Source organism: Paractinoplanes aksuensis (assembly GCF_024137025.1).
Classification (GTDB): domain Bacteria; phylum Actinomycetota; class Actinomycetes; order Mycobacteriales; family Micromonosporaceae; genus Actinoplanes; species Actinoplanes aksuensis.
The window spans coordinates 16,060-36,071 of record NZ_JAMYJR010000052.1 but is presented as its reverse complement, the minus strand read 5'-3'; the positions used below and the strand labels follow the sequence as shown (position 1 = coordinate 36,071).

Below are 20,012 nucleotides of genomic sequence, written 5' to 3'. Positions count from 1 at the left end.
ATGGCCCGCCAAGGTCTTGCCGCCCGCCTGTACGCGGGTGAGGCGAACGTCAACGTCATCGGCCGGCGCAAGCTGTGGTTCATCATCGCCGCCGCGCTCGTCGCCATCTCGATCGGCAGCATCGCGATCAAGCAGTTCCACCTGGGCATCGAGTTCGCCGGTGGCACCTCGTTCAGCGTCCCGGCCGTGGTCGGCGACAAGGAGCTGAGCCAGGCCGAGGTGTCCGACGCGGTCGAGCGGGCCATCCAGGGGGCCGACCCGGCGGCCGAGGTCGGCGCCGCGCAGCGGGTCGGCACGGCCGGCGGCACGCCCACCTACACCGTCCGGGCCTCGGCGATGACCGCACAGCAGGCCGAGCAGGCCAAGGCGGCCCTGGTCGCCGATCTGGGGGTCAGTCCCGAGGAGGTCAGCGACGACCAGGTCTCGGCGGCCTGGGGTGGCCAGGTGACCAGGCAGGCCCTGCTGGGTCTGGTCATCTTCCTGGTGCTGGTGATGGTCTATCTGGTCGTCCGGTTCGAGTGGCGGATGGCGGTGGCGGCGCTCAGCTCGCTGCTGCTCGACCTGATCGTCACCGCGGGTGTGTACTCGCTGGTCGGCTTCGAGGTCACACCGTCCACGGTGATCGGCTTCCTGACGATTCTGGGTTATGCGCTCTATGACGTGGTGGTGGTGTTCGACAAGATCCAGGAGAACACCCGCGGCATCACGGCCAGCAGCGTGCGCACCTACAACGAGGCGGCCAACCTCGCGGTCAACCAGACCTTGATGCGGTCGCTCAACACCGGTCTGGTGGCGCTGCTGCCGGTCGGCGGTCTGCTCTTCATCGGGGCCGGCCTGCTCGGCGCGGGCACGCTGAAGGACCTCGGCCTGGTGCTGTTCGTCGGCATGGGCTTCGGCGTCATCGCGTCGATCCTGTTCGCGGCCCCGGTGCTCACGGTGCTCAAGGACCGCGAGCCGAGGATCAAGGCGCACACGGCCCGGGTGCTCGCCCGCCGGGCCGGCGCCCGCTCCGGCGACGTCGCCCCGCGCGGCGAGCGTACGGGCCGGGACGCCAACGTCGCCGACTCCGACGAGACGGCTCCGGCGCTGGCCTCGGCCGCCCCGCGGCCGGGCAGCCGGCCGACGGCCAAGCGCAACACGAACCGCGGCGGCAACCGGCCCGGTGGGGCCGGTAACCGGCCCAGCGGGGGCACCAAGCGTCGCTGACGTAGCACTACCGCGAAGGGGCAGCCGGTGATCCGGCTGCCCCTTCGCGGTCGTTAGGCTGTCGCGCGTGACCGATGAGAACCCACGCCCGACCGGCGACAGCGGCCCCGATCTGGCCGCGGTGGTCGCGGGCGGCACGATCGACGTGCCCGATTTCCCCAAGCCGGGCATCGGCTTCAAGGACCTGATGCCGCTGTTCGCCGACGGGCGGGCGTTCCACGAGGTGATCGACGGGATCGTCGCCCACTACGGGGCCGACTCGTTCGACGTGGTGGCCGGGGTCGAGGCGCGCGGGTTCGTGGTGGCGGCGGCCATCGCGTACGCGGCCGGGGTGGGCGTCGTGCCGGTGCGCAAGGCGGGCAAGCTGCCACGGCCGGCCCTGGCCGCCTCGTACGAGCTCGAGTACGGCGAGGCCACCCTCGAGGTGCACGAGGACGCGTTCATCGCCGGACAGCGCGTCCTGGTGGTCGACGACGTGCTCGCCACCGGGGGCACGGCGGGCGCGGCCCTCGATCTGGTCGAGCGGGCGGGCGGCACGGTCGTGGGTTTCACCGTGTTGATGGAGTTGGCCTTCCTGAAGGGCCGCGAGCGGCTGAAACCCCGCGCGGTCCACGCCCTGCTGACCGTTTGATGGGGCTTTGCCGCTGTCGCGGCCGCTCTTTCGGAGGTTCGGCCGCGCCATCGGGGAAGACTGTGCGGGTAGGATGGCGTTCTTAACCAGGTGACCAACCCTGGCATTGGTGGACTTCTCCGGTCGGCGACGACCGGCCAGGTCCCGAGTGAAGGTGTAGGGAGGCCGGTGTCCAGCGACGTCGTCCCTCCGGCGGAGGGCGCGGTGCAGCCGACCGAGGACTCACAAAACGGTGCGGGCGCCCCGGTGCCCGCTGATGAGGCACGGCCGGCGGAGGCGCCCGATTCCGACGCCACCCAGCCGATGCCTCCGGCCGAGGCGCCGCAACCCGGCTTCGGCACGCTGGCCGGTGCGCCCACGGGCCGGCGCGTGCGGGCCCGGCTGGCGCGCTTCAACGCGCCCTGGCAGAGCACGCAGGTCAGCGAGGTGCTCGAGCCGCTGATCGCCACCCACCGGGCCAGCCACCCCAAGGCCGACGGGCGGATGCTCCAGCGCGCCTTCGACGTGGCCGCCCGCTGGCACTCCGGTCAATACCGCAAATCGGGCGACCCTTACATCACCCATCCGCTGGCCGTGGCGACGATCCTGGCCAACCTCGGCATGGACACGACCACGCTGGTCGCGGCCCTGCTGCACGACACGATCGAGGACACCGACTACTCGCTCGAGCAGATGCGCAGCGACTTCGGCGGCGAGGTCGCGCTGCTGGTCGACGGCGTGACCAAGCTCGACCGGGTCAAGCTGGGCGACGCGGCCAAGGCCGAGACCATCCGCAAGATGGTCGTCGCGATGGCCAAAGACCCGCGCGTGCTGGTGATCAAGCTGGCCGACCGGCTGCACAACATGCGCACGCTGACCTTCCTCCCGCGTCCCAAGCAGGAGCAGAAGGCCAAAGAGACGCTCGAGATCCTGGCCCCGCTGGCCCACCGCCTGGGCATGAACACGATCAAGTGGGAGCTGGAGGATCTCGCCTTCGGCACCCTGTTCCCGAAGCGGTTCGAAGAGATCAACCGCCTCATCGGCGAGCACCAGCCGCAGCGTGAGGCGCTGCTGCGCCAGGTCACCAACCGGGTCAGCCTCGACCTGAAGTCGGCCAAGATCAAGGCCGAGACGACCGGCCGCCCCAAGCACCTGTACTCGATCTATCAAAAGATGATCGTGCGGGGCCGCGACTTCAACGACATCTACGACCTGGTCGGCGTGCGCATCCTGGTCGACACGGTCCGCGACTGTTACGCCGCGCTGGGCGTCATCCACGCGAACTGGCAGCCGGTGCCGGGCCGGTTCAAGGACTACATCGCGATGCCGAAGTTCAACATGTACCAGTCGTTGCACACGACGGTCATCGGCCCGACCGGCAAGCCGGTCGAGATGCAGATCCGCACCTTCGCGATGCACCGCACGGCCGAGTTCGGCATCGCCGCGCACTGGAAGTACAAGGAGCAGAAGGGCGCGACGATCGTCGGCCCGCCGGCCCACATCGACGAGATGACCTGGCTGCGGCAGCTGCTCGACTGGCAGCGCGAGGCGAGCGACCCGTCCGAGTTCCTCGACGCGTTGCGCTTCGACCTGTCCAGTCAAGAGGTGTACGTCTTCACGCCCAAGGGCGACGTCATCCCGCTGCCCACCGGCTCGACCCCGGTCGACTTCGCGTACGCCGTGCACACCGAGGTCGGGCACAAGTGCATCGGGGCCCGGGTCAACGGCAAGCTGGTGCCGCTCGAGTCGACGCTGTCCAACGGCGACGTCATCGAGATCTTCACGTCGAAGTCGGCCAACGCCGGCCCCACGCAGGACTGGCTCGGCTTCGTCAAGAGCCCCCGGGCCCGTACCAAGATCAGGCAGTACTTCAACAAGGAGCGGCGCGAAGAGGCGATCGAGGACGGCAAGGAGGCGATCGTCAAGGCGATGCGCAAGCAGGGGCTGCCCCTGCAACGCATGCTGACGAACGAGAACCTCACGACGATCGCCCGCGACCTGCACCTGGCCGATGTCGCCTCGCTCTACGCGGCCATCGGCGAGAGCACCGTGTCGGCCCAGTCGGTCGTGCAGAAGCTGGTCGCCGGCTTCGGCGGTGAAGAGGGCGCGGTCGAGGACATCGCCGAGACCGCCGTCGCGACCCGCCCGCCCCGCAACCGCAGCACGGCGCAAGACCCGGGCGTGGTCGTCAAGGGCGTCAGCGACGTGTGGGTCAAGCTGGCCCGCTGCTGCACCCCGGTGCCGGGCGACGCGGTGTTCGGCTTCGTCACCCGCTCGGGCGGCGTCAGCGTCCACCGGGAGGACTGCGCCAACGCCGAAGACCTGCGTGACCAGGAGGAGCGCGTCGTCGAGGTGACATGGAAGCCGACCAGCGCGTCCACCTTCCTGGTGGCCATCCAGGTCGAGGCGCTCGACCGGCACAAGCTGCTGGCCGACGTCACCCGGGTGCTGTCCGAGGAGCGGGTCAACATCCTGTCGGCCACGGTCACCACGACCCGCGACCGGGTGGCGGTCAGCCGCTTCACGTTCGAGATGGCCGACCCGAAACACCTGGGCCACCTGGTCGCCGCCGTTCGCAAGGTCGACGGCGTCTTCGATGCCTACCGCGTGACGTCCGGCGCATAGCCAAAAAGCGCATAGTCAAAAAGGCGCGTAGTCAAAAAGAAAGGCCCCCGCCGCGGCGGGGGCCTTTCTTCATGAGTGGATCAGGCCGCAGCCATCGTCAGCGACTTGATGGTGACCTCCTTCTTCGGGTGGCCACCCCCCGCGGTCTGCGCGAACGCGCCGTCGTCGCCGGCCTTGACCACGCCCTTGACCAGGTCGAGGCCCTCGGTGATCGTGCCGAGCAGCGTGTAGTTCGCGGGCAGCTGCGTGTCTTCCGAGCAGATGAAGAACTGGCTGCCGGTGCTGCCGGGCTGGCCGGTGTTGGCCATCGCGATCGAGCCCGCCGGGTACGGCTTGGTGGTGTCGGTCGGCAGGTTCTCTTCCGCCATCGTGTAGCTCGGGCCGCCCTGGCCGTCGGTCTCGCGCCAGCCCTTGCCGGACGCGAACGGGTCGCCGCACTGCAGCACCTTGAAGGTCGCCTCGTTGACCAGGCGGTGGCACTTCGAGTTGTCCCAGAACTTCTTGCTCGCGAGGAACTCGAAGCTGGCCGCAGTGCAGGGCACCTTCGACTTGTCGACGGTCGCCTTGATGACGCCGAGGTTGGTGTCCATGGTCAGGATGTCCTGGCCGGTGTTGGGCGCGGTCGCCGGCGGGGTGCCGACGTCCTTGACCTTGCCGCCGCCGCCCGCGTCGGGCGTCCAGGTGCACGCGACCTGACCGGCCGGGACGTTCGCGGCCGCCGTGGGGGTGTCGGCCTTGTCGTCGTCACCGCCGATCGAGGTCACGATCCACACCGCGGCGCCGGCGATCAGCACCACGGCGATCGCCGAGCCGATGATGGCCTGGCGCTGCCGGCGCTTGCGGGCGGCCGCGGAACGCTCGGCCATCTCTTTCTCGAGACGGGCCCGCGCCGCCGCGCGCTGCCGGTCCTTGATCGACGACACGGTGTTCCTCCTGCTGATATGTCGGCCTGGGGCTGGGCTCAGGACTGGGTGCTGGCCGAAGGGGCTGCGGACGCCGGGGCGTCGCCGACGGTCAGGGTCTTGATGGTGATCTTCTGGGTCGGCTTGACCTTGTCGCCGGTGCTGTTGGCCGTGGTGGGGATCTTGGCCAGCTTGTCCACGGTCGCCTGCCCGCCCGTCACCTTGCCGACGATCGAGAACTCCGGCGTGGCGGGGGAGTAGTCCTTGGTGAAGATCAGGAACTGGCTGCCGTTGGTGCCCGGCGGGTTGCCGATCAGGGCGACGGTGCCCTTCGGATAGAGCGGCGTCTTCGCATCCGGAGCGGCCGAGGCGCTGGGGTCGGGGCCGGTCGGCACGTTCTCGTTGTAGACGCTGTACGTGGGGCCACCGAGGCCGGTGCCGGACGGGTCGCCGCAGCGGACCGCCCCGTACGAGGTGATCTCGTGGCAGTCGGTGTTGTCGTAGAACTTCTTGCTCGCCAGGTACGTGATGTCGGCCGTGCCGCAGGGCGAGACCTCGCTGTCGAGGCCGACCACGATCGGCTCGCCCTGACTGGTGCTGATCGTCATCGTCTGGGTGCCGAGCGTCGGGATGTCCTTGGTCGGCGGCGTGCCCACGTCCTTGAGGTTCGAGTTCGTGGACGCGTTCTGCGGGGTCCAGAGACAGATGTCCTGGTCGGCTGCCTCGGTGGTCTCGTCGGAGTCGAACGCCCCGCCGATCCAGGCCACGCCGGCCACGATGAGCAGCACTGCCACCGCCGAGCCGGCGCCCGCGAGCAACCGCCGTCGGCGATTCTCTTTCGCGGCCCGTCGCACCATCTGCCGATCGAGCTTCGCCCGCGCCAGCTTGCGCTGCCGGTCCCTGCTGGATGCCACCGAAGACTGTCCTCTCGAACGACCGTGTCACACGCCCGCAAGAGTGTACGGGTACCTCCTGAGAAAGTGGTGTGCGCCCGCCCGACTAGGATCGTTACGATTCGTACCTGTTCCGCACGAGGAGGGCCCGACGTGCTCGTCACCAGCTTCGAGGCCCAGGCGTTCGGCACCAATTGTTATGTGGTGGCCACCGCTCCGGGCGAGCAGTGCCTGATCGTCGATCCCGGCATCGGCGTGCTCGACCAGCTCGACGAGGTGATCGCGGAGCACCGTCTGTTCCCGGCCGCCGTGCTGCTGACTCACGGCCACCTCGACCACTCCTTCTCGGTCGCCCCGGTGTGCGGTGCGCGCGGCATCACCGCGTACGTGCACCCGGCCGACACCGAGATGCTGGCCGACCCGTCCAAGGGCCTCGGCATGAACGTCGACCAGCTCTTCGGGGGCCGGCTGACCTATTCGGAGCCCGACGACGTCGCCCTGCTGACCGACGGCGAGACGATGGTCCTGGCCGGCCTCGAGGTGACCGTCGACCATGCGCCCGGCCATACCGGCGGGTCGGTGCTGTTCCGCCTGCCCGGCGCGAGCTCGTCCTTCGACGCGGACCAGGTCTGCCTGTCCGGGGATGTGCTCTTCGCCGGCTCGATCGGACGCACCGACCTGCCGGGCGGCAGCACCGAGACGATGATGACCAGCCTGCGGACCAAGATCCTGCCGCTGGCCGACGACACCGTCGTCCTGCCCGGCCACGGACCGGCCACCACCATCGGCCGTGAGCGCGCCCAGAACCCGTACCTGCGGGAACTGGTGGCAGCGCCCGGTCGTGGGCTTTAGCGAAATTCCAAGGAGACTCTGAGCAATGCCCATTTCCGGCTTTCCCGAATGGATGCCGCCCCAGCGCATGATCGAGCAGCGGGTCCTCGACCGGATCCGTTCCACCTTCGAGCTGTACGGCTTCTCCCCCCTTGAAACCCGCTCCGTCGAGCCCCTCGAGACCTTGGTCAGCAAGGGCGAGACCTCGAAGGAGGTCTACCTGCTGCGCCGCCTGCAGGCCGACGAGAACGCCAAGGACGACGACAGCCTCGGCCTGCACTTCGACCTGACCGTGCCGTTCGCCCGGTTCGTGGTCGAGAACGCGGGCAAGCTGCAGTTCCCGTTCCGGCGCTACCAGATCCAGAAGGTGTGGCGCGGCGAGCGCCCGCAGGAGGGCCGCTACCGCGAGTTCCTGCAGGCCGACATCGACGTGGTCAACCGCGGTGAGCTGCCGTTCCACTACGACACCGAGATGCCGCTGGTGATCGGGGACGCGCTCAGCGGCCTGCCCATCCCGGCGATCCGGATCCAGGTCAACAACCGCAAGGTGTGCGAGGGCTTCTATCGGGGGCTCGGCCTCGCCGATACCGCCCAGGTTCTGCGTACGGTGGACAAGCTCGACAAGATCGGCCCGGCGCGCGTGGCCGAGGCGCTGATCGAGACCGCCGGCGCGACCCGGGCCCAGGCCGAGGCGTGCCTCGAGCTGGCCGCCATCTCGGCCGAGGACGGCTCCTTCGTGGACGCCGTGCGCAAACTCGGGGTGGACGACCCGCTGCTCGACGAGGGCCTGAACGAGCTGCTGCAGGTGGTCGAGACGGCCCGCGAGAACGCGCCCGGCCTGGTCGTGGCCGAGTTGAAGATCGCGCGCGGCCTCGACTACTACACCGGCACGGTCTACGAGACCCAGCTGCGCGGGTACGAGCGGTTCGGCTCGGTCAGCTCGGGCGGCCGCTACGACAACCTGGCCGCGTCCGGCAACGAGCGGTTCCCGGGGGTGGGCTACTCGATCGGCGTGTCCCGCATGCTCGGCGTGCTCTTCGGGCAGAACGCCCTGAGCGTGTCGCGGTCGGTGCCGACCTGCGTGCTGGTGGCCCTGCCCAATGAAGATCAACGACCCGATTGCGTACGCATCGCGAGCGCCCTGCGTCGCCGGGGCATCCCGACCGAGGTCGCGCCGTCGGCGGCCAAGTTCGGCAAGCAGATCCAGTACGCCGACCGCCGGGGCATCCCGTACGTCTGGTTCCCGGGCGAGCCCGACACGGTGAAGGACATCCGGTCCGGCGATCAGGTCGAGGCCGACGCCGCCGCCTGGCTGCCCCCGGCCGGCGATCTGCACCCGGTGATCTCCGCCGGCTGACCGGTCCCGCGTATCCTTCCCTACGGTGCCGTAAGTTACGGCACCGTAGGGAGTGATCGCCATGCCGCTGGACCAGACTTCGCTTCTCATCGAACTGGAGCCGGTCGTGGCCACCAACCTCGACCGCCACCTGTCCCTGGCCAAGGAGTGGTTCCCGCACGAGTACGTGCCGTGGAGCGAGGGCCGCACGTTCGACGGCCTGCTGGGCGGCGAGCCCTACCAGCCGACCGACTCGCCGCTGCCCGACGTGGCCCGGACGGCCCTGATCGTCAACCTGCTGACCGAGGACAACCTGCCCTCGTACCACCACGAGATCGCCACGCTGTTCGGCCGCGACGGCGCCTGGGGCACCTGGGTGCACCGCTGGACGGCCGAGGAGGGCCGCCACGGCATCGCCCTGCGCGACTACCTGACGGTCACCCGGGCCGTCGACCCGGTCGAGCTGGAGCGGGCCCGCATGACCCACATGGAGGCGGGCTACTCCAACGGGCACCCCGACGAGATCCTGCACTCGATCGCGTACGTGGCCTTCCAGGAGCTCGCGACCCGCATCTCGCACCGCAACACCGGCAAGGCCACCGGCGACCCGATCGCCGAGCAGCTGCTGGCCCGGGTGGCGGCCGACGAGAACCTGCACATGGTCTTCTATCGCAACCTGCTGGCGGCCGCTTTCGACCTGGACCCCAACCACGCGATGCGCGCCGTCACCGACGTGGTGGCCGCGTTCGAGATGCCCGGGGCCAACATCGAGGGCTTCGGCCGCAAGGCCCTCTCGATCGCCCTGGCCGGCATCTACGATCTGCGCCAGCACCGCGACGAGGTGCTCCAGCCGGTGCTGCGCCAGTGGAACGTCTTCGGTCGCACCGACCTCGACGGCGACGGCGAGAAGGCCCGCGAGGAGCTGGCCGCGCACATGGACTCCCTCGAGGTGCAGGCCGCCCGCTTCGAGGAGAAGCGCGAGGCCCGCCGCCTGCGCCTCGAGAAGCGCTAGGCGAGCGGGAACAGCATGCAGCTCGACATGGCCTGAGCCGCCAGCCGGCCCGAGGCGTCGGTCAGGCGGGCCTCGGCCAGGGCCGTGCGGCGGCCGCTCTGCAGCACCGACCCGACGCAGGTCAGCCGGCCCGAGGCCAGGGTGATCGGGCGCAGGAACTTCACGTTCAGGTCGAGGCTGGTGTAGCCGACGCCGGCCGGCAGGGTGCTGTGGACCGAGCAGGCGGCGGCCGTGTCGAGCAGGGTCGAGATGACGCCGCCGTGCATCGAGCCCAGCGGGTTGTAGTGGAACTCCTGCGGGTCGAGCTCCAGGGTCACCGACCCGAACTCGGCCTTCAGTGAGGCCAGGTCGATCAGCTGCATGATCGGCGGGGCCGGCAGCGAGCCGTCGCCCATGCCCTGCAGCAGCTCGAGGCCGGTGCGCCGACCGACCAGGTCGGCGTGGAGCGAGGGGTCGGTCCAGCTGAAGGTCCGCGACCGCTGAGTCTGCGTCATGGACGCAGGCTCGCATCCGCTTGCTGGGTCTGTCCAGTGGACCTAGCCTTCTGTCATGAGTTCCACAGCGGCGCCCGAGGCGCTGGACTGGTCGGTCGACACGTGCACGGTCGCGCGGGCGATGGAGATCCTGGGCGAGAAGTGGACCGTGGTCGTGCTGCGCGACGTGTTCTCGGGCATCCGGCGGTTCGACGACATGCGGGTCCGCACCGGCATCCCGCGCCAGGTGCTCACCAACCGGCTGGCCCGGCTCGTCGAGGCCGGGGTGCTGCGCCGGGTGCCCTATCAGGAGCCGGGGGCGCGGGCTCGCCACGAGTACCGGCTGACGCCCAAGGGCTTCGACCTCTACCCGGTGCTGATCGCGGTGGCCGAGTGGGGCGACCGCTACCTGGCCGACCCCGAGGGCCCGCCGCTGGTCTACGAGCACCGCGACTGCGGCGGGCGGGCCCACGTCGAGATCCACTGCGACGCCGGGCACGGGATCGACGACGTCCGGCAAGTGTTGCCTAAGCCCGGGCCGGGAGCGCGCCGCCGATAGGTTCACCGGGTGGATTCACCCTGGGCGCCGCTGCGGGGCCGCGTGTTCCGGATGCTCTGGATCGCGGTGCTGGCCGGCAACGTCGGCACCTGGATGCAGACCGTCGGCGCGCAGTGGCTGGTGGTCGAGGAGCCCGACGCGGCCACCTGGACCAGCCTGGTGCAGACCGTGACGATGCTGCCGGTGCTGATACTCGCGCTACCGGCCGGGGCGATCGCCGATGTGCTCGACCGGCGGCGGTTGCTGATCGCCGTACAGACCGCTTTGTTCCTGGTCGGAGCCGGGCTGACCGTACTCACGACGCTCGGCCGGATGCCGCCGCCGCTGTTGCTGTTCTTCACTTTCCTGCTCGGGGTGGGCCAGGCGCTGACGCTGCCGACCTGGCAGGCCGTGATCCCCGAGGTCGTGTCGCGCGACGAGCTGCCCGCCGCGTCCGCGCTGGGGGCGGTCAACACCAACCTGGCCCGCTCGGCCGGTCCGGCGGTGGCGGGGCTGCTCGTGGCCCACATCGGGCCGGCCGCTGTCTTCGGGCTCAATGCGATTTCGTACGGCGTTTTCGTCGTGGCTCTGCTCGTCTGGCGTCGTCCGCCGCGCCGGGGGCCCAGCCACCCCGAGCGGTTCGGCCCCGCCGTGCGGGCGGGCGGCCGGTTCGTGCGGTACGCGCCGACCGTACGCAGGCTCTTGATCCGCGTCATTCTGTTCGTGGTTCCCGGCAGTGTGGTGTGGGGGCTGCTGCCCGTGGTGGCCCACCAGGAGCTGCACCTGGGCGCGAGCGGGTACGGCGTGCTGCTGGCCGCCCTGGGCGTCGGGGCGATCGCGGGGGCGCTGCTCATGCCCAGGATCCGCCGCGTGATGTCGGCCGACCGCCTGATCCTGGTGGCCGGTCTGGTCTACGGCGGGGCTCTGGTCGTGGTCGCGCTGGTGCCGCAGGAGATCCCGGTCGGCCTCGTGCTGGTGGCGGCCGGCGCGGCCTGGATGACGCTGGTCTCGCGGATGAACGCGACCCTGCAACTGCTGCTGCCGAACTGGGTGCGGGCCCGTGGTTTCGGCATCTACCAGGTCGTCTTCGCGGGGTCGCAGGCGCTCGGGGCGCTGGTGTGGGGTCAGGTCGCCGAGTGGGCCGGGCTGCCGGTCACCTTCATCGCGGCCGCCGTGTTGATGCTGGCCGGCACGGCGACCGTGCCGTGGCTGCCGGTGCACGAGCACGACGACGCCGATCGCAGCCCGGCCGTGTTCTGGGCCGAGCCCCACATCATGTTCGAGCCGCACGCCGACGAGGGGCCGGTGCTGGTCACCGTCGTCTATCGGGTGCGGGACGAGAAGGCGGACGATTTTGTCGCGGCGATGGACGCCGTACGCCTGACCCGGTTGCGCACCGGGGCCGTGCGCTGGGGTCTGTTCCGCGACGGCGAGGACCCGATCCGCTACGTCGAGGTCTATCAGGTGCCGACCTGGGAGGACCATCTGCGCCAGCACGAGGGCCGGTTGACCGGCAGTGACGAGCAGATCGAGCAGCGCGCCCTGGCCCTGGCCGACGGCCCGCCCGAGGTGAACCACCTGCTCCCGACCGACAAAGGCGATTAGCCGGATGTTTCGGTTTTGTTCCGATTAACCTCAGGAGTGGCCGCGCCGGCCCGCTGAGGGAGCTCCGCCATGAAGATCGAAAGCCTTCGCCGCCTGCGCGGACCGAACGTCTATCTGTCCCGCCCGGCCGTGGTCGCGCGCCTGCGGCTGGACCGGCTCACCGACGTCGAGACCTGCGACGTCACCGGCTTCCCGGAGCGCTTGCTGCGTGCGCTGCCGGGGCTGGCCGAGCACCACTGCGCGGCCGGGGCGCCCGGCGGATTCGTCAGCCGGCTGCGCGGCGGCACCTACTTCGGGCACGTCACCGAGCACGTCTGCCTCGAGCTGTCCCAGCTGATCGGCCGCGACGTCAGCTTCGGCCGCACGGTGTCGGCCGGCGAGCCCGGCTGCTACGACCTGATCCTGGAGTGCCCGGTCGACGAGTCGCCCGGTTCCGACGTGCCCCGCGACCTGCTCGAGGCCGCCGTCGAGCTGGTGCTGGCGGTCGAGGCGGGCCGCCCCGCGGCCCCCGACCTGGACGAGCTGGCGGCCCGGGCCGAGCGGGAGGCGGCCGGCCCCAGCACCCGCTCGATCATCGCGGCCGCCCGGCGGCGCGGCATCCCGGTCGAGCGGTTCGACGACCTGAGCCTGCTCCGGCTGGGCTGGGGCACCCGCCGCCGGATGGCCTGGGCCGCGATGACCGACCGGACCAGCGGCGTGGGCATCGACATCGCCGGGGACAAGCAGGTCACGCGCCGGCTGCTCGACGAGGCCGGGGTGCCGATGCCCGAGGGCGGGACGGCCCGGACGGTCGCCGAGGCGCTGCGCTGGCTCGACCGGCTGGGCGGCCCGGTCGTGGTCAAACCCCGGTGCGGCCGGCAGGGGGAGCACGTCGCGCTTCATCTGCGTACGACCGAAGAGGTCGAGCAGGCCTTCGCCGAGGCCGGCGGGGACGTGATCGTCGAGCGGCAGCTGGGCGGCCGCGACTACCGGGTGCTGGTCGTGGCGGGCGAGGTCGTGGCCGCGGCCGAGCGCATCGAGGCCCGGGTCGTGGGCGACGGCCACAGCACGATCGACGAGCTGATCGACGAGGTCAACGCCGACCCGCGGCGCGGGGTGGGGCACTCGCGGGCGCTGACCCGGGTCACCGCCGACCCGCGGATGCTCCAGCGGCAGGGCCTCGACGGTGACGGCGTGCCCGCCGCGGGTGTCGAGGTGCGGCTGGCGGCCACCGGCAACCTGTCGACGGGCGCCACCAGCTCCGACGTCACGGATCGGATCCACGACGACGTGGCCCGGCTCTGCCTGCGGGTCACCGCGCTGCTCGGGCTCGACATCGCCGGCATCGACCTGCGGCTGCCCGGCATCGACCGGCCGCTGCCCCCGGTGGCCGGCCGCGACGAGGTCACGGCCGGGGTGATCGAGGTCAACGCCGTACCGGGCCTGCGAATGCACCTGGCCCCGGTGCGCGGGCGCCCGCGGGACGTGGGCGACGCGATCGTGCGGGCGATGTTCCCGGCCGGGTCGGACGGGCGGATCCCGACGGTCGCGGTGACCGGCACCAACGGCAAGACGACGGTGGCCCGGATGACCGCCCACCTGCTGGCCGACAACGGCGTCCGGGTCGGGCTGGCCACCACCGACGACGTGCGGATCGACGGCCGGGTCGTCTACCGGGCCGACTCCACCGGACCGCTGTCGGCCCAGATGGTCCTGGGCGACCCCGGGGTGCAAGCGGCGGTGCTCGAGACGGCGCGGGGCGGGCTGCTGCGGCGCGGGATGGGCTACGACTGGTCCGACGTCGGGGTGCTGACCAACATCACCGCCGACCACCTGGGGCAGGACGGCCTGGTCACGGTCGAGGACCTGGCCCACGTCAAGGCGCTGGTGGCCGAGCGGGTGCGCGACGGCGGCACGCTGGTGCTCAACGCCGACGACCCGTGGGTGCGCTCGCTGGTCGACCGGCCCCGGGTGCGGGCCGACCGCAAGCGGATCGTCTGGTTCTCGCTCGACCCCGGCCAGCCCGTGCTGGTCGAGCACCTGGCCCGCGGGGCGACGGCGTACCTGCTGCACGACGGCTGGGTGGTGCAGCAGACCGGGGCCCGGCGGACGCCGCTGATCCGGGCGGCCGAGATCCCCGGCGCCTACGGGGGAGCGGCCCCGCACGTCGTAGCCAACGCCCTGGCCGCGATCGCGGCGGCTCGCGCGCTGGGCGCGGGGCAGGAGGCGGTGTGCCGGCGGCTGGCCGAGTTCGACCCGCCGGTCGACAACCCGGGCCGGGGCACGCTGCTGCGCCTCGACGACATCTCGGTATTTGTCGACTATGCACACAATCCCGCGGCGCTGGCGGCGACCCTGCGCACGCTGCACCGGCTGTGGGGCCCCGACCGCTGCGTCGCCGCCGTGACCCTGCCCGGCGACCGGCGCGACGACCTGCTCGCGGCGTGCGCCCAGGTGATCGCCGACGGCGTCTCGCGGGCCGTGCTGTACGAGGACGAGGACCCTCGCGGGCGCCGGCCGGGCGACGTGTCCGCTCTGATGGAACGCGAGATGCGCGCCCGCCGGCCCAAGCTGGCCGCCCTGCGGGCCCCCGACTGGCGGGACGCGGTGGCCGAGGCGCTGGGTCTGGCCGCCCCGGGCGACGTGGTGCTGGTGCTCTACGAGACCCTCGCGCCGGTGCTCGAGCTGCTGGCCGATCTCGGCGCTGTGCCCGCCGGCGAGGCCGTGCCCGCGCTGCCGGGCCGAGCGCCCCGGGCCACAGTGGCCCCGGGAAGGTCATTAATGGAGAACGATCGCGTTCCTATCCCCGGTTACCGCGGCTGAGAGTGATCGCCCCAGGTTGGCACGCCGAATAGGCTGATCAGACGAGGGGGCTGACCGTTCAGGCGGGGTTGCACAGGTAGATCCTTCAACAATTGCCCCAGGGTGATTAATTGTCGAAGTTGGGCGGTAATCGCGATGCGTGACGGCATTGCGACAGTTTGTTGAACAGTCCACTGTGGATGGCGGCAAAGTCTTCCTAGGAGAAACTTCCGATGAAGCGGGCATTTGCCATTAACTCGGTTTGATACGCCCGGAAATCAGTCAGGGATCCGACTTTCGGGTACTGGACGGACACCCGTAGCAGGTGCGATCGGACCCGAAACGGACTGTGACGATCCGCAGGTAAGACCACATGTGCACGGGATCGTTCGGGGGCCGATCATCGGCTAGCATCCCTTCCGTCGATGGGGAAAACCCGGCACCCGCCGGGCACCCCGACGCCGAGGGGCATGGCGGTGCAACTCGGTGTTTCTTCGAAGCGCGCATGTGGGGGCACATGAGCACGTCGGACCTGCCCGGTTCGAGTCTGCTGGCCGGTCGTTATCGACTGGTCGAGCGGCTCGGCGCCGGCGGGATGTCAGTGGTGTGGCGAGGCTTCGACGAAGTCCTCGGGCGCCAGGTCGCGGTGAAGGTCCTGCCACCGTCGACCAGTGCGGATCCGGCGTTCCGGCGCCGGCTGCGGGCGGAAGCTCAGGCTGCGGCCCGGCTCAGCCACCCAAATATTACGAATGTCTACGACTACGGCGAAGCGACCACCGTCGACGGTGAGCCGGTTCCCTACGTCGTCATGGAGCTGATCGACGGCGAATCGCTCGCCGCCGTGCTCGCGCGCGCTCGCAAGCTGCCCTGGCAGCACGCCGTGCGGATAACTGCGGAAGTCGCCGCGGCGCTGGCCGCGGCCCACTCCCGGGGCATCGTCCACCGTGACGTGACCCCGGCCAACGTCATGCTCACGGCCACCGGGGCCAAGGTGGTCGACTTCGGCATCTCGGCCCTGATCGGCGAGAACGACATCGACCCCGACGGCAGCCTGCTCGGCACGCCGGCCTACCTCGCGCCCGAGCGGCTCGAGGGCGGCCAGGTCAGCCCGGCGACCGACGTCTACGCGGTCGGCCTGCTCATCTACCGCACGCTCATCGGTCAGCTGCCGTGGGACGTCGGCACCACGACGGCGCTGCTGCGGGCTCACCAGTACACCGAGCCCGAGCCGCTGCCGCCCGTCGACGACCTGCCGCCCGAGGTGGACGCCCTGGTCGGGCGCTGCCTCGAGAAGCGCCCGGCCGACCGGCCGTCCAGCGCCGAGCTGGCCCACATCCTGGCCGGCATCTCGGCCGGGGCGCCCTCGGTGGCCCGTGGCTACGTGCCCGAATGGGCCGGCAGCGGCGAGGACACGACGATCCTGCCGTCGTCCCAGTCGTACGCCGAGATCCTCAAGGTGGCCGCGGCGGCCCAGGTGTCGCCCGCGCCCGCCGAGCCGGTTTCGCCGGCCGCCCAGGAGCCGGCCGCTTCGGCACCGGCCGCTTCGGCACTGGCGGCTTCGGCGCCGGCGGCCGAGGCTGCTCCGGTCCGTAACAGCCGCTTCGGTGAGCTGCCGTCGGGTCCGGTCTACAACGCCGCTCCGGCGGCCGCCGAGGGCGGTCTGCGCCCGGCGGTCGGCAACCAGCCGCCGTCCCCGCCCGACAAGGCGGCCCGGTCGGCCGCGCCGTCGTGGGCCGAGGGCCCGAAGACCCGTCGCATCTTTGTGATGACCTTCGCTGTGCTGCTGCTCGGTCTCGGCGCGTACACGTGGACCCTCACCGGCGGCGAGCCCGACGAGGCCAAGGGGGCGCTGCCCGCGCCCGCAACTCTTCCGCAGGATGCCCGGTGCGTGGTCAGCTACGCGGTCTGGTCCGACACCAAGGACCGGTTCAAGGCCCAGGTCACCGTGGCCAACCGCAACCAGAGGCCGGTCGAGGACTGGAAGCTCTGGTTCATCATGCCCGGCGACCAGGTCGTCTCCGGCGACGGCGACCTGTCGCTGACCCAGGAGGCGCCCGAGGGCGGTGCCATCACGGTCACCTCCGACGCGGCGATCGCCCCGCTCAAGACGGTGTCGCTGAAGATCAGCGGGCGTTACAAAGACAACAACACGCCGCCCATTGCGTTCTCGCTGAACGACTCGACCTGTGAGACGTTCGTGTCGGCCAAGCCGGGCGAGCCCACGCGCTACGTCCAGCGCCTGGCCAACGGCCAGACCAAGCTGGTCAAGCCGGAGGAATCGCCGATCCCGGGCGTATCGGTGGGCCCCGGCGGAATCATCACGGTGACGCCGACTACCGGACCGGCGGCCACGAGGACGACGTCGGGGCCGGGCGGTGGTCCCAGCATCGTGCCCGGGACGACGACGGTTGCGCCGCCGCCGACGACGACGGAAGCGCCGCCCCCGCCGACCACGGAGCCGCCGCCTCCGCCGCCTACGAGCAAGTCGGCGCCGCCGCCGACGACGGAGGAACCGCCGCCGCCGCCGCCGACGACGACGGAACCGGTCACCAACCAGGAACCGCCGGGGGGCGTCCCCGGTGAAGACGTCGACGAGGGGTGCGACCAGGCCTCCGGGGACTGCTGACCGCGCTTTGACAGAGGGGACCGGCTCGAAGGAGCCGGCCCCCTCTTTTTGTGTCCGGTGGGGCCGGTGGGAGCCGGGAGTCGGATGCTGAACTGAGTCACGGTGAAAAACCGGACGCCGGATCGCCGGTCGCGGAGTTAGGGTGAAGGTGATGATCAAGGCACTTTCTTCCGATTTGCCCGGCGTGGCGGCCGGGCCGGCGTGGTGCCTCGGCAAAGATGAGATAGCAGAACTGGGCGTACGCATCCGGTCTGGAATGCCATACAAGGGGCATTACGTGCTGCGCGCAGAAGGTCGTCCATCGGGGAGTTCGACATGATCAGCATCGTCCGGGATCTGGCGGCGGAGGCACTGTTCGTCTCCGACCTGCAGCCCTCGCAATGTCCTAGCCACGAGGCCGTGGAGAGCGCGGTGACCACCATGATCCTGCAGTACGGCAGCGACGGCTGTGCGGCCAGCGTGGCCCTGGAGTTCGGTGATCACCCGGACACGGCGGTCGCCCGCATGCACTGGGTGCACACGGAACTGACCGAGGTTCTCGAGCCGCACCGGGCCCCCGTCCTGCACTGAAACGAGGTCCGCCCAGCCCGTACCGAAACCTGAGTCGTTTTCACGAAAAGCACCTGAAAAGCAACCGAGTTCGGCCGCCCTCGCACCTTTCGACGGCAAAAGTCTTCCTCGTCAGCCGGTTTCACCCAACCGGTCGTATGAGCGAGGAGGCCTACGTGACGGACACCGAACTCCCCGCCACCATCGGCACGACCCACGACGCGCCCTCCGCGCGTGACATCGAGGACCTGGTCCGCGAACACATGCCGATGGTTGGCCATCTGGTCCGGGAACTTCTGAATCGGGTACCGGGCCACGTCCATGCGGACGACCTGTCCTCGGCCGGGTTCGCCGCGCTGCTGGGCGCGGCCCGGTCCTTCGACGTGACCCGCGGGATCCCGTTCCACCGCTTCGCCGCGGTCCGCATCCGCGGCGCGCTGCTCGACGAGCTGCGCGGACAGGACTGGGCGAGCCGCTCGGTGCGCGCCCGGGCCCGCAAGAGCGCGGCCGCGCGGCAGGAGCTCACCGCGGCCCTGGGCCGCACCCCGACCGACGCCGAGGTGGCCGAACTGCTCGGCATCGGCGTCGCCGAACTGGCCACGGTCGAGGACGACGTGCAGAAGGCGGCCCTGCTCAGCCTCCAGGGCTTCCCCACCGGGGCGGCCGAGGAGATGGTGCCGGAGACCTCGGAGGGGCCCGAGGACCTGCTGCTCAAGCGGGAACGCCTCGGCTACCTGCACCAGGCGATCCAGGCCCTGCCGGAACGGCTGCGGCTGGTCGTCACCGAGTCGTTCCTGCAGGAACAGCCCCTGAGCGACGTGGCGGCCCGGCTCGGGGTGACCGAGTCCCGGATCTCCCAGCTGCGCACCGAGGCGCTGCAGCTGCTGCGCGAGGGCCTGAACAGCTCCCTGGCGCCGGAGCTGCTGACGGTGGCAGCGGGCGGACCGCGTACGCGCAAGGGGTGTCTGCAAAGGCGGCGCTCGGAGTACTTCGCCCGGGTGGCCCAGCAGGGCAACCTGCACACCCGCCTGGCCCTGACCGACGCCAACGGCGTGCCGATCGCGGTCGCGGCTTGATCGATCGATAGAGCGAGGGCGGCCTTCCGGGGCCGCCCTCGTGCCGTCGTGGTCGTGCCGCTCGCGGCGCGCGTTGTGGGCCGGCCTCGCGAGGGTTGTTCAAAAACGATCTTCCCTCCTACCCACCGCCTCCCCCTCCCTCCCAAGGGCATGTGGGGACGGTAGGCGATTTCGGCGCGCTGGTGCCTTCGTCGTCCACAGCGCCGCACGGGCGCTGAGCGATCAGCTGTGGATAAGTACCGGCCGGGTCAGAGGGTCCAGGGCCGCGCGTACGGGCCGGATGTCGGCGCCGACGGCCGTGGCCAGGGCGCCGGGGCCGGCCAGGGGCATGACCGCGAAATCGCCGGGGCCCGACGTCGGCGGGGGCAGCAACGTGCCGGGAACGGCTACAACCGTGCCCAGAGCCCGGCCGCCGCCCAGCACCGCCGCGCCCGACCAGCCCGGAGCCGACGGGCCGATGGACAGGTCGTGGCGGTAGAGGGTGCGCCCCGCGTACCGGATGGTGGTTTCGGCCCGGAAGTCGCCCGCGTCCTCGCCGTGTCGGCCGCAGACGAGGTCGTCGCGCCACAGCACGGAGCCACCCGGAAGCACCTCGACGCAGGTGACGGTGACGTGGTCGCAGCCGGCCGCAGCGATCAGCGGCTCGGGCAGCCAGCGCAGGGTGCCGCCCACCGTCGCGTGGATCGTGAGGCGGGACTGTGGCAGATGGGCGCGGCCGGGCAGGGTCAGCTGGGCCGCCACGCTCCGGATCTCCAGGGTCGCGCCGGGGGCGACCTCGACTTCGAGCCGCAGATCGTCGCCGCGCAGCGGGCCCGCGCCGCCACCGACCAGATGGACCATCGTCGGGCCGGTGCGGCGCAACAACAGCGGCGACTCGCTGCGCAGGACGGCCAGCCGGGTGCCGCCGAGCCCGTCCGGCTCGGCGACGACCCGGGAGGACGCCTTCACG

17 protein-coding genes are annotated in these 20,012 nt (G+C 70.9%); 13 read left to right on the top strand and 4 right to left on the bottom strand.

Translation table 11 applies throughout. From position 1 onward, the window contains the following. The 3 genes from secF to M1L60_RS40720 all read left to right on the top strand — a co-directional run bounded on the left by secF (nucleotide 1) and on the right by M1L60_RS40720 (nucleotide 4,441). Nucleotides 1-1,206 carry a protein translocase subunit SecF gene (secF, locus tag M1L60_RS40730; protein WP_253242946.1) on the top strand — a complete coding sequence of 402 codons (1,206 nt, stop codon included), beginning with the start codon at nucleotides 1-3 and terminating at the stop codon, nucleotides 1,204-1,206. Between the two features lie 112 nt (nucleotides 1,207-1,318). Further along, nucleotides 1,319-1,837, top strand: a complete 519-nt coding sequence (locus tag M1L60_RS40725) for an adenine phosphoribosyltransferase (RefSeq protein WP_253243032.1) — start codon at nucleotides 1,319-1,321, stop codon at nucleotides 1,835-1,837. Between the two features lie 168 nt (nucleotides 1,838-2,005). After that, a complete protein-coding gene (locus M1L60_RS40720; RefSeq protein ID WP_253242945.1) occupies nucleotides 2,006-4,441 on the top strand; it encodes a RelA/SpoT family protein in 2,436 nt (811 codons plus the stop codon). Nucleotides 4,442-4,521: 80 nt separating this feature from the next. Here the strand turns inward: M1L60_RS40720 and M1L60_RS40715 are convergent, their stop codons facing one another. Together M1L60_RS40715 and M1L60_RS40710 are read right to left on the bottom strand one after the other, a co-directional pair. Beyond that, the gene (locus M1L60_RS40715) at nucleotides 4,522-5,364 is read right to left on the bottom strand and encodes a peptidylprolyl isomerase (protein WP_253242944.1); all 843 of its coding nucleotides are present in this window, start codon (nucleotides 5,362-5,364) and stop codon (nucleotides 4,522-4,524) included. 38 nt (nucleotides 5,365-5,402) lie between these two features. Further along, complete coding sequence (locus M1L60_RS40710) at nucleotides 5,403-6,257, bottom strand: peptidylprolyl isomerase (RefSeq protein WP_253242943.1); 855 nt, start codon at nucleotides 6,255-6,257, stop codon at nucleotides 5,403-5,405. A 132-nt stretch (nucleotides 6,258-6,389) separates the two neighbouring features. Here M1L60_RS40710 and M1L60_RS40705 point away from each other — a divergent pair, with 132 nt between their 5' ends. The 3 genes from M1L60_RS40705 to M1L60_RS40695 all read left to right on the top strand — a co-directional run bounded on the left by M1L60_RS40705 (nucleotide 6,390) and on the right by M1L60_RS40695 (nucleotide 9,415). Continuing rightward, nucleotides 6,390-7,088, top strand: a complete 699-nt coding sequence (locus M1L60_RS40705) for an MBL fold metallo-hydrolase (protein ID WP_253242942.1) — start codon at nucleotides 6,390-6,392, stop codon at nucleotides 7,086-7,088. A gap of 25 nt (nucleotides 7,089-7,113) precedes the next feature. Beyond that, nucleotides 7,114-8,424, top strand: coding sequence for a histidine--tRNA ligase (gene hisS, locus M1L60_RS40700; RefSeq protein WP_253242941.1), 1,311 nt, complete (start codon nucleotides 7,114-7,116; stop codon nucleotides 8,422-8,424). Between the two features lie 61 nt (nucleotides 8,425-8,485). After that, nucleotides 8,486-9,415, top strand: a complete 930-nt coding sequence (locus M1L60_RS40695) for an acyl-ACP desaturase (RefSeq protein WP_253242940.1) — start codon at nucleotides 8,486-8,488, stop codon at nucleotides 9,413-9,415. Here M1L60_RS40695 and M1L60_RS40690 read toward each other — a convergent pair. Further along, a complete protein-coding gene (locus tag M1L60_RS40690) occupies nucleotides 9,412-9,909 on the bottom strand; it encodes a PaaI family thioesterase (protein ID WP_253242939.1) in 498 nt (165 codons plus the stop codon). The two genes, M1L60_RS40695 and M1L60_RS40690, sit on opposite strands and share 4 nt — an antisense overlap. A 55-nt stretch (nucleotides 9,910-9,964) precedes the next feature. Between M1L60_RS40690 and M1L60_RS40685 the strand changes: the two genes are divergently transcribed. The 7 genes from M1L60_RS40685 to M1L60_RS40655 all read left to right on the top strand — a co-directional run bounded on the left by M1L60_RS40685 (nucleotide 9,965) and on the right by M1L60_RS40655 (nucleotide 19,063). Further along, a complete protein-coding gene (locus M1L60_RS40685; RefSeq protein ID WP_253242938.1) occupies nucleotides 9,965-10,447 on the top strand; it encodes a winged helix-turn-helix transcriptional regulator in 483 nt (160 codons plus the stop codon). A 9-nt stretch (nucleotides 10,448-10,456) separates the two neighbouring features. Further along, complete coding sequence (locus tag M1L60_RS40680) at nucleotides 10,457-12,031, top strand: MFS transporter (RefSeq protein ID WP_308208615.1); 1,575 nt, start codon at nucleotides 10,457-10,459, stop codon at nucleotides 12,029-12,031. Nucleotides 12,032-12,100: 69 nt separating this feature from the next. Beyond that, nucleotides 12,101-14,833, top strand: a complete 2,733-nt coding sequence (gene cphA, locus M1L60_RS40675; protein WP_253242937.1) for a cyanophycin synthetase — start codon at nucleotides 12,101-12,103, stop codon at nucleotides 14,831-14,833. Nucleotides 14,834-15,329: 496 nt separating this feature from the next. Then, a complete protein-coding gene (locus M1L60_RS40670; RefSeq protein ID WP_253242936.1) occupies nucleotides 15,330-17,438 on the top strand; it encodes a serine/threonine-protein kinase in 2,109 nt (702 codons plus the stop codon). A gap of 142 nt (nucleotides 17,439-17,580) precedes the next feature. Next, the gene (locus tag M1L60_RS40665) at nucleotides 17,581-17,757 is read left to right on the top strand and encodes a hypothetical protein (protein ID WP_253242935.1); all 177 of its coding nucleotides are present in this window, start codon (nucleotides 17,581-17,583) and stop codon (nucleotides 17,755-17,757) included. Next, nucleotides 17,754-18,008, top strand: coding sequence for a hypothetical protein (locus M1L60_RS40660; RefSeq protein ID WP_253242934.1), 255 nt, complete (start codon nucleotides 17,754-17,756; stop codon nucleotides 18,006-18,008). Before M1L60_RS40665 ends, M1L60_RS40660 begins: the two co-directional genes overlap by 4 nt. A 137-nt stretch (nucleotides 18,009-18,145) precedes the next feature. Further along, entirely contained in the window at nucleotides 18,146-19,063 is a 918-nt protein-coding gene (locus M1L60_RS40655; RefSeq protein ID WP_253242933.1) for a sigma-70 family RNA polymerase sigma factor, read from the top strand. 222 nt (nucleotides 19,064-19,285) lie between these two features. Here the strand turns inward: M1L60_RS40655 and M1L60_RS40650 are convergent, their stop codons facing one another. Next, nucleotides 19,286-20,011: an urease accessory protein UreD gene (locus tag M1L60_RS40650; protein WP_253242932.1), complete on the bottom strand. Its 726-nt coding sequence runs from the start codon at nucleotides 20,009-20,011 to the stop codon at nucleotides 19,286-19,288. Nucleotide 20,012: the final 1 nt, after the last annotated feature.

Excerpts from the sequence above, each read along its gene's own strand:
- cphA (WP_253242937.1), top strand. The coding sequence starts at position 12,101 with ATGAAGATCGAAAGCCTTCGCCGCCTGCGCGGACCGAACGTCTATCTG.
- M1L60_RS40660 (WP_253242934.1), top strand. The coding sequence starts at position 17,754 with ATGATCAGCATCGTCCGGGATCTGGCGGCGGAGGCACTGTTCGTCTCC.
- M1L60_RS40670 (WP_253242936.1), top strand. The coding sequence starts at position 15,330 with ATGAGCACGTCGGACCTGCCCGGTTCGAGTCTGCTGGCCGGTCGTTAT.
- M1L60_RS40690 (WP_253242939.1), bottom strand. The coding sequence starts at position 9,909 with ATGACGCAGACTCAGCGGTCGCGGACCTTCAGCTGGACCGACCCCTCG.
- secF (WP_253242946.1), top strand. The coding sequence starts at position 1 with ATGGCCCGCCAAGGTCTTGCCGCCCGCCTGTACGCGGGTGAGGCGAAC.
- M1L60_RS40655 (WP_253242933.1), top strand. The coding sequence starts at position 18,146 with ATGAGCGAGGAGGCCTACGTGACGGACACCGAACTCCCCGCCACCATC.
- hisS (WP_253242941.1), top strand. The coding sequence starts at position 7,114 with ATGCCCATTTCCGGCTTTCCCGAATGGATGCCGCCCCAGCGCATGATC.
- M1L60_RS40685 (WP_253242938.1), top strand. The coding sequence starts at position 9,965 with ATGAGTTCCACAGCGGCGCCCGAGGCGCTGGACTGGTCGGTCGACACG.
- M1L60_RS40695 (WP_253242940.1), top strand. The coding sequence starts at position 8,486 with ATGCCGCTGGACCAGACTTCGCTTCTCATCGAACTGGAGCCGGTCGTG.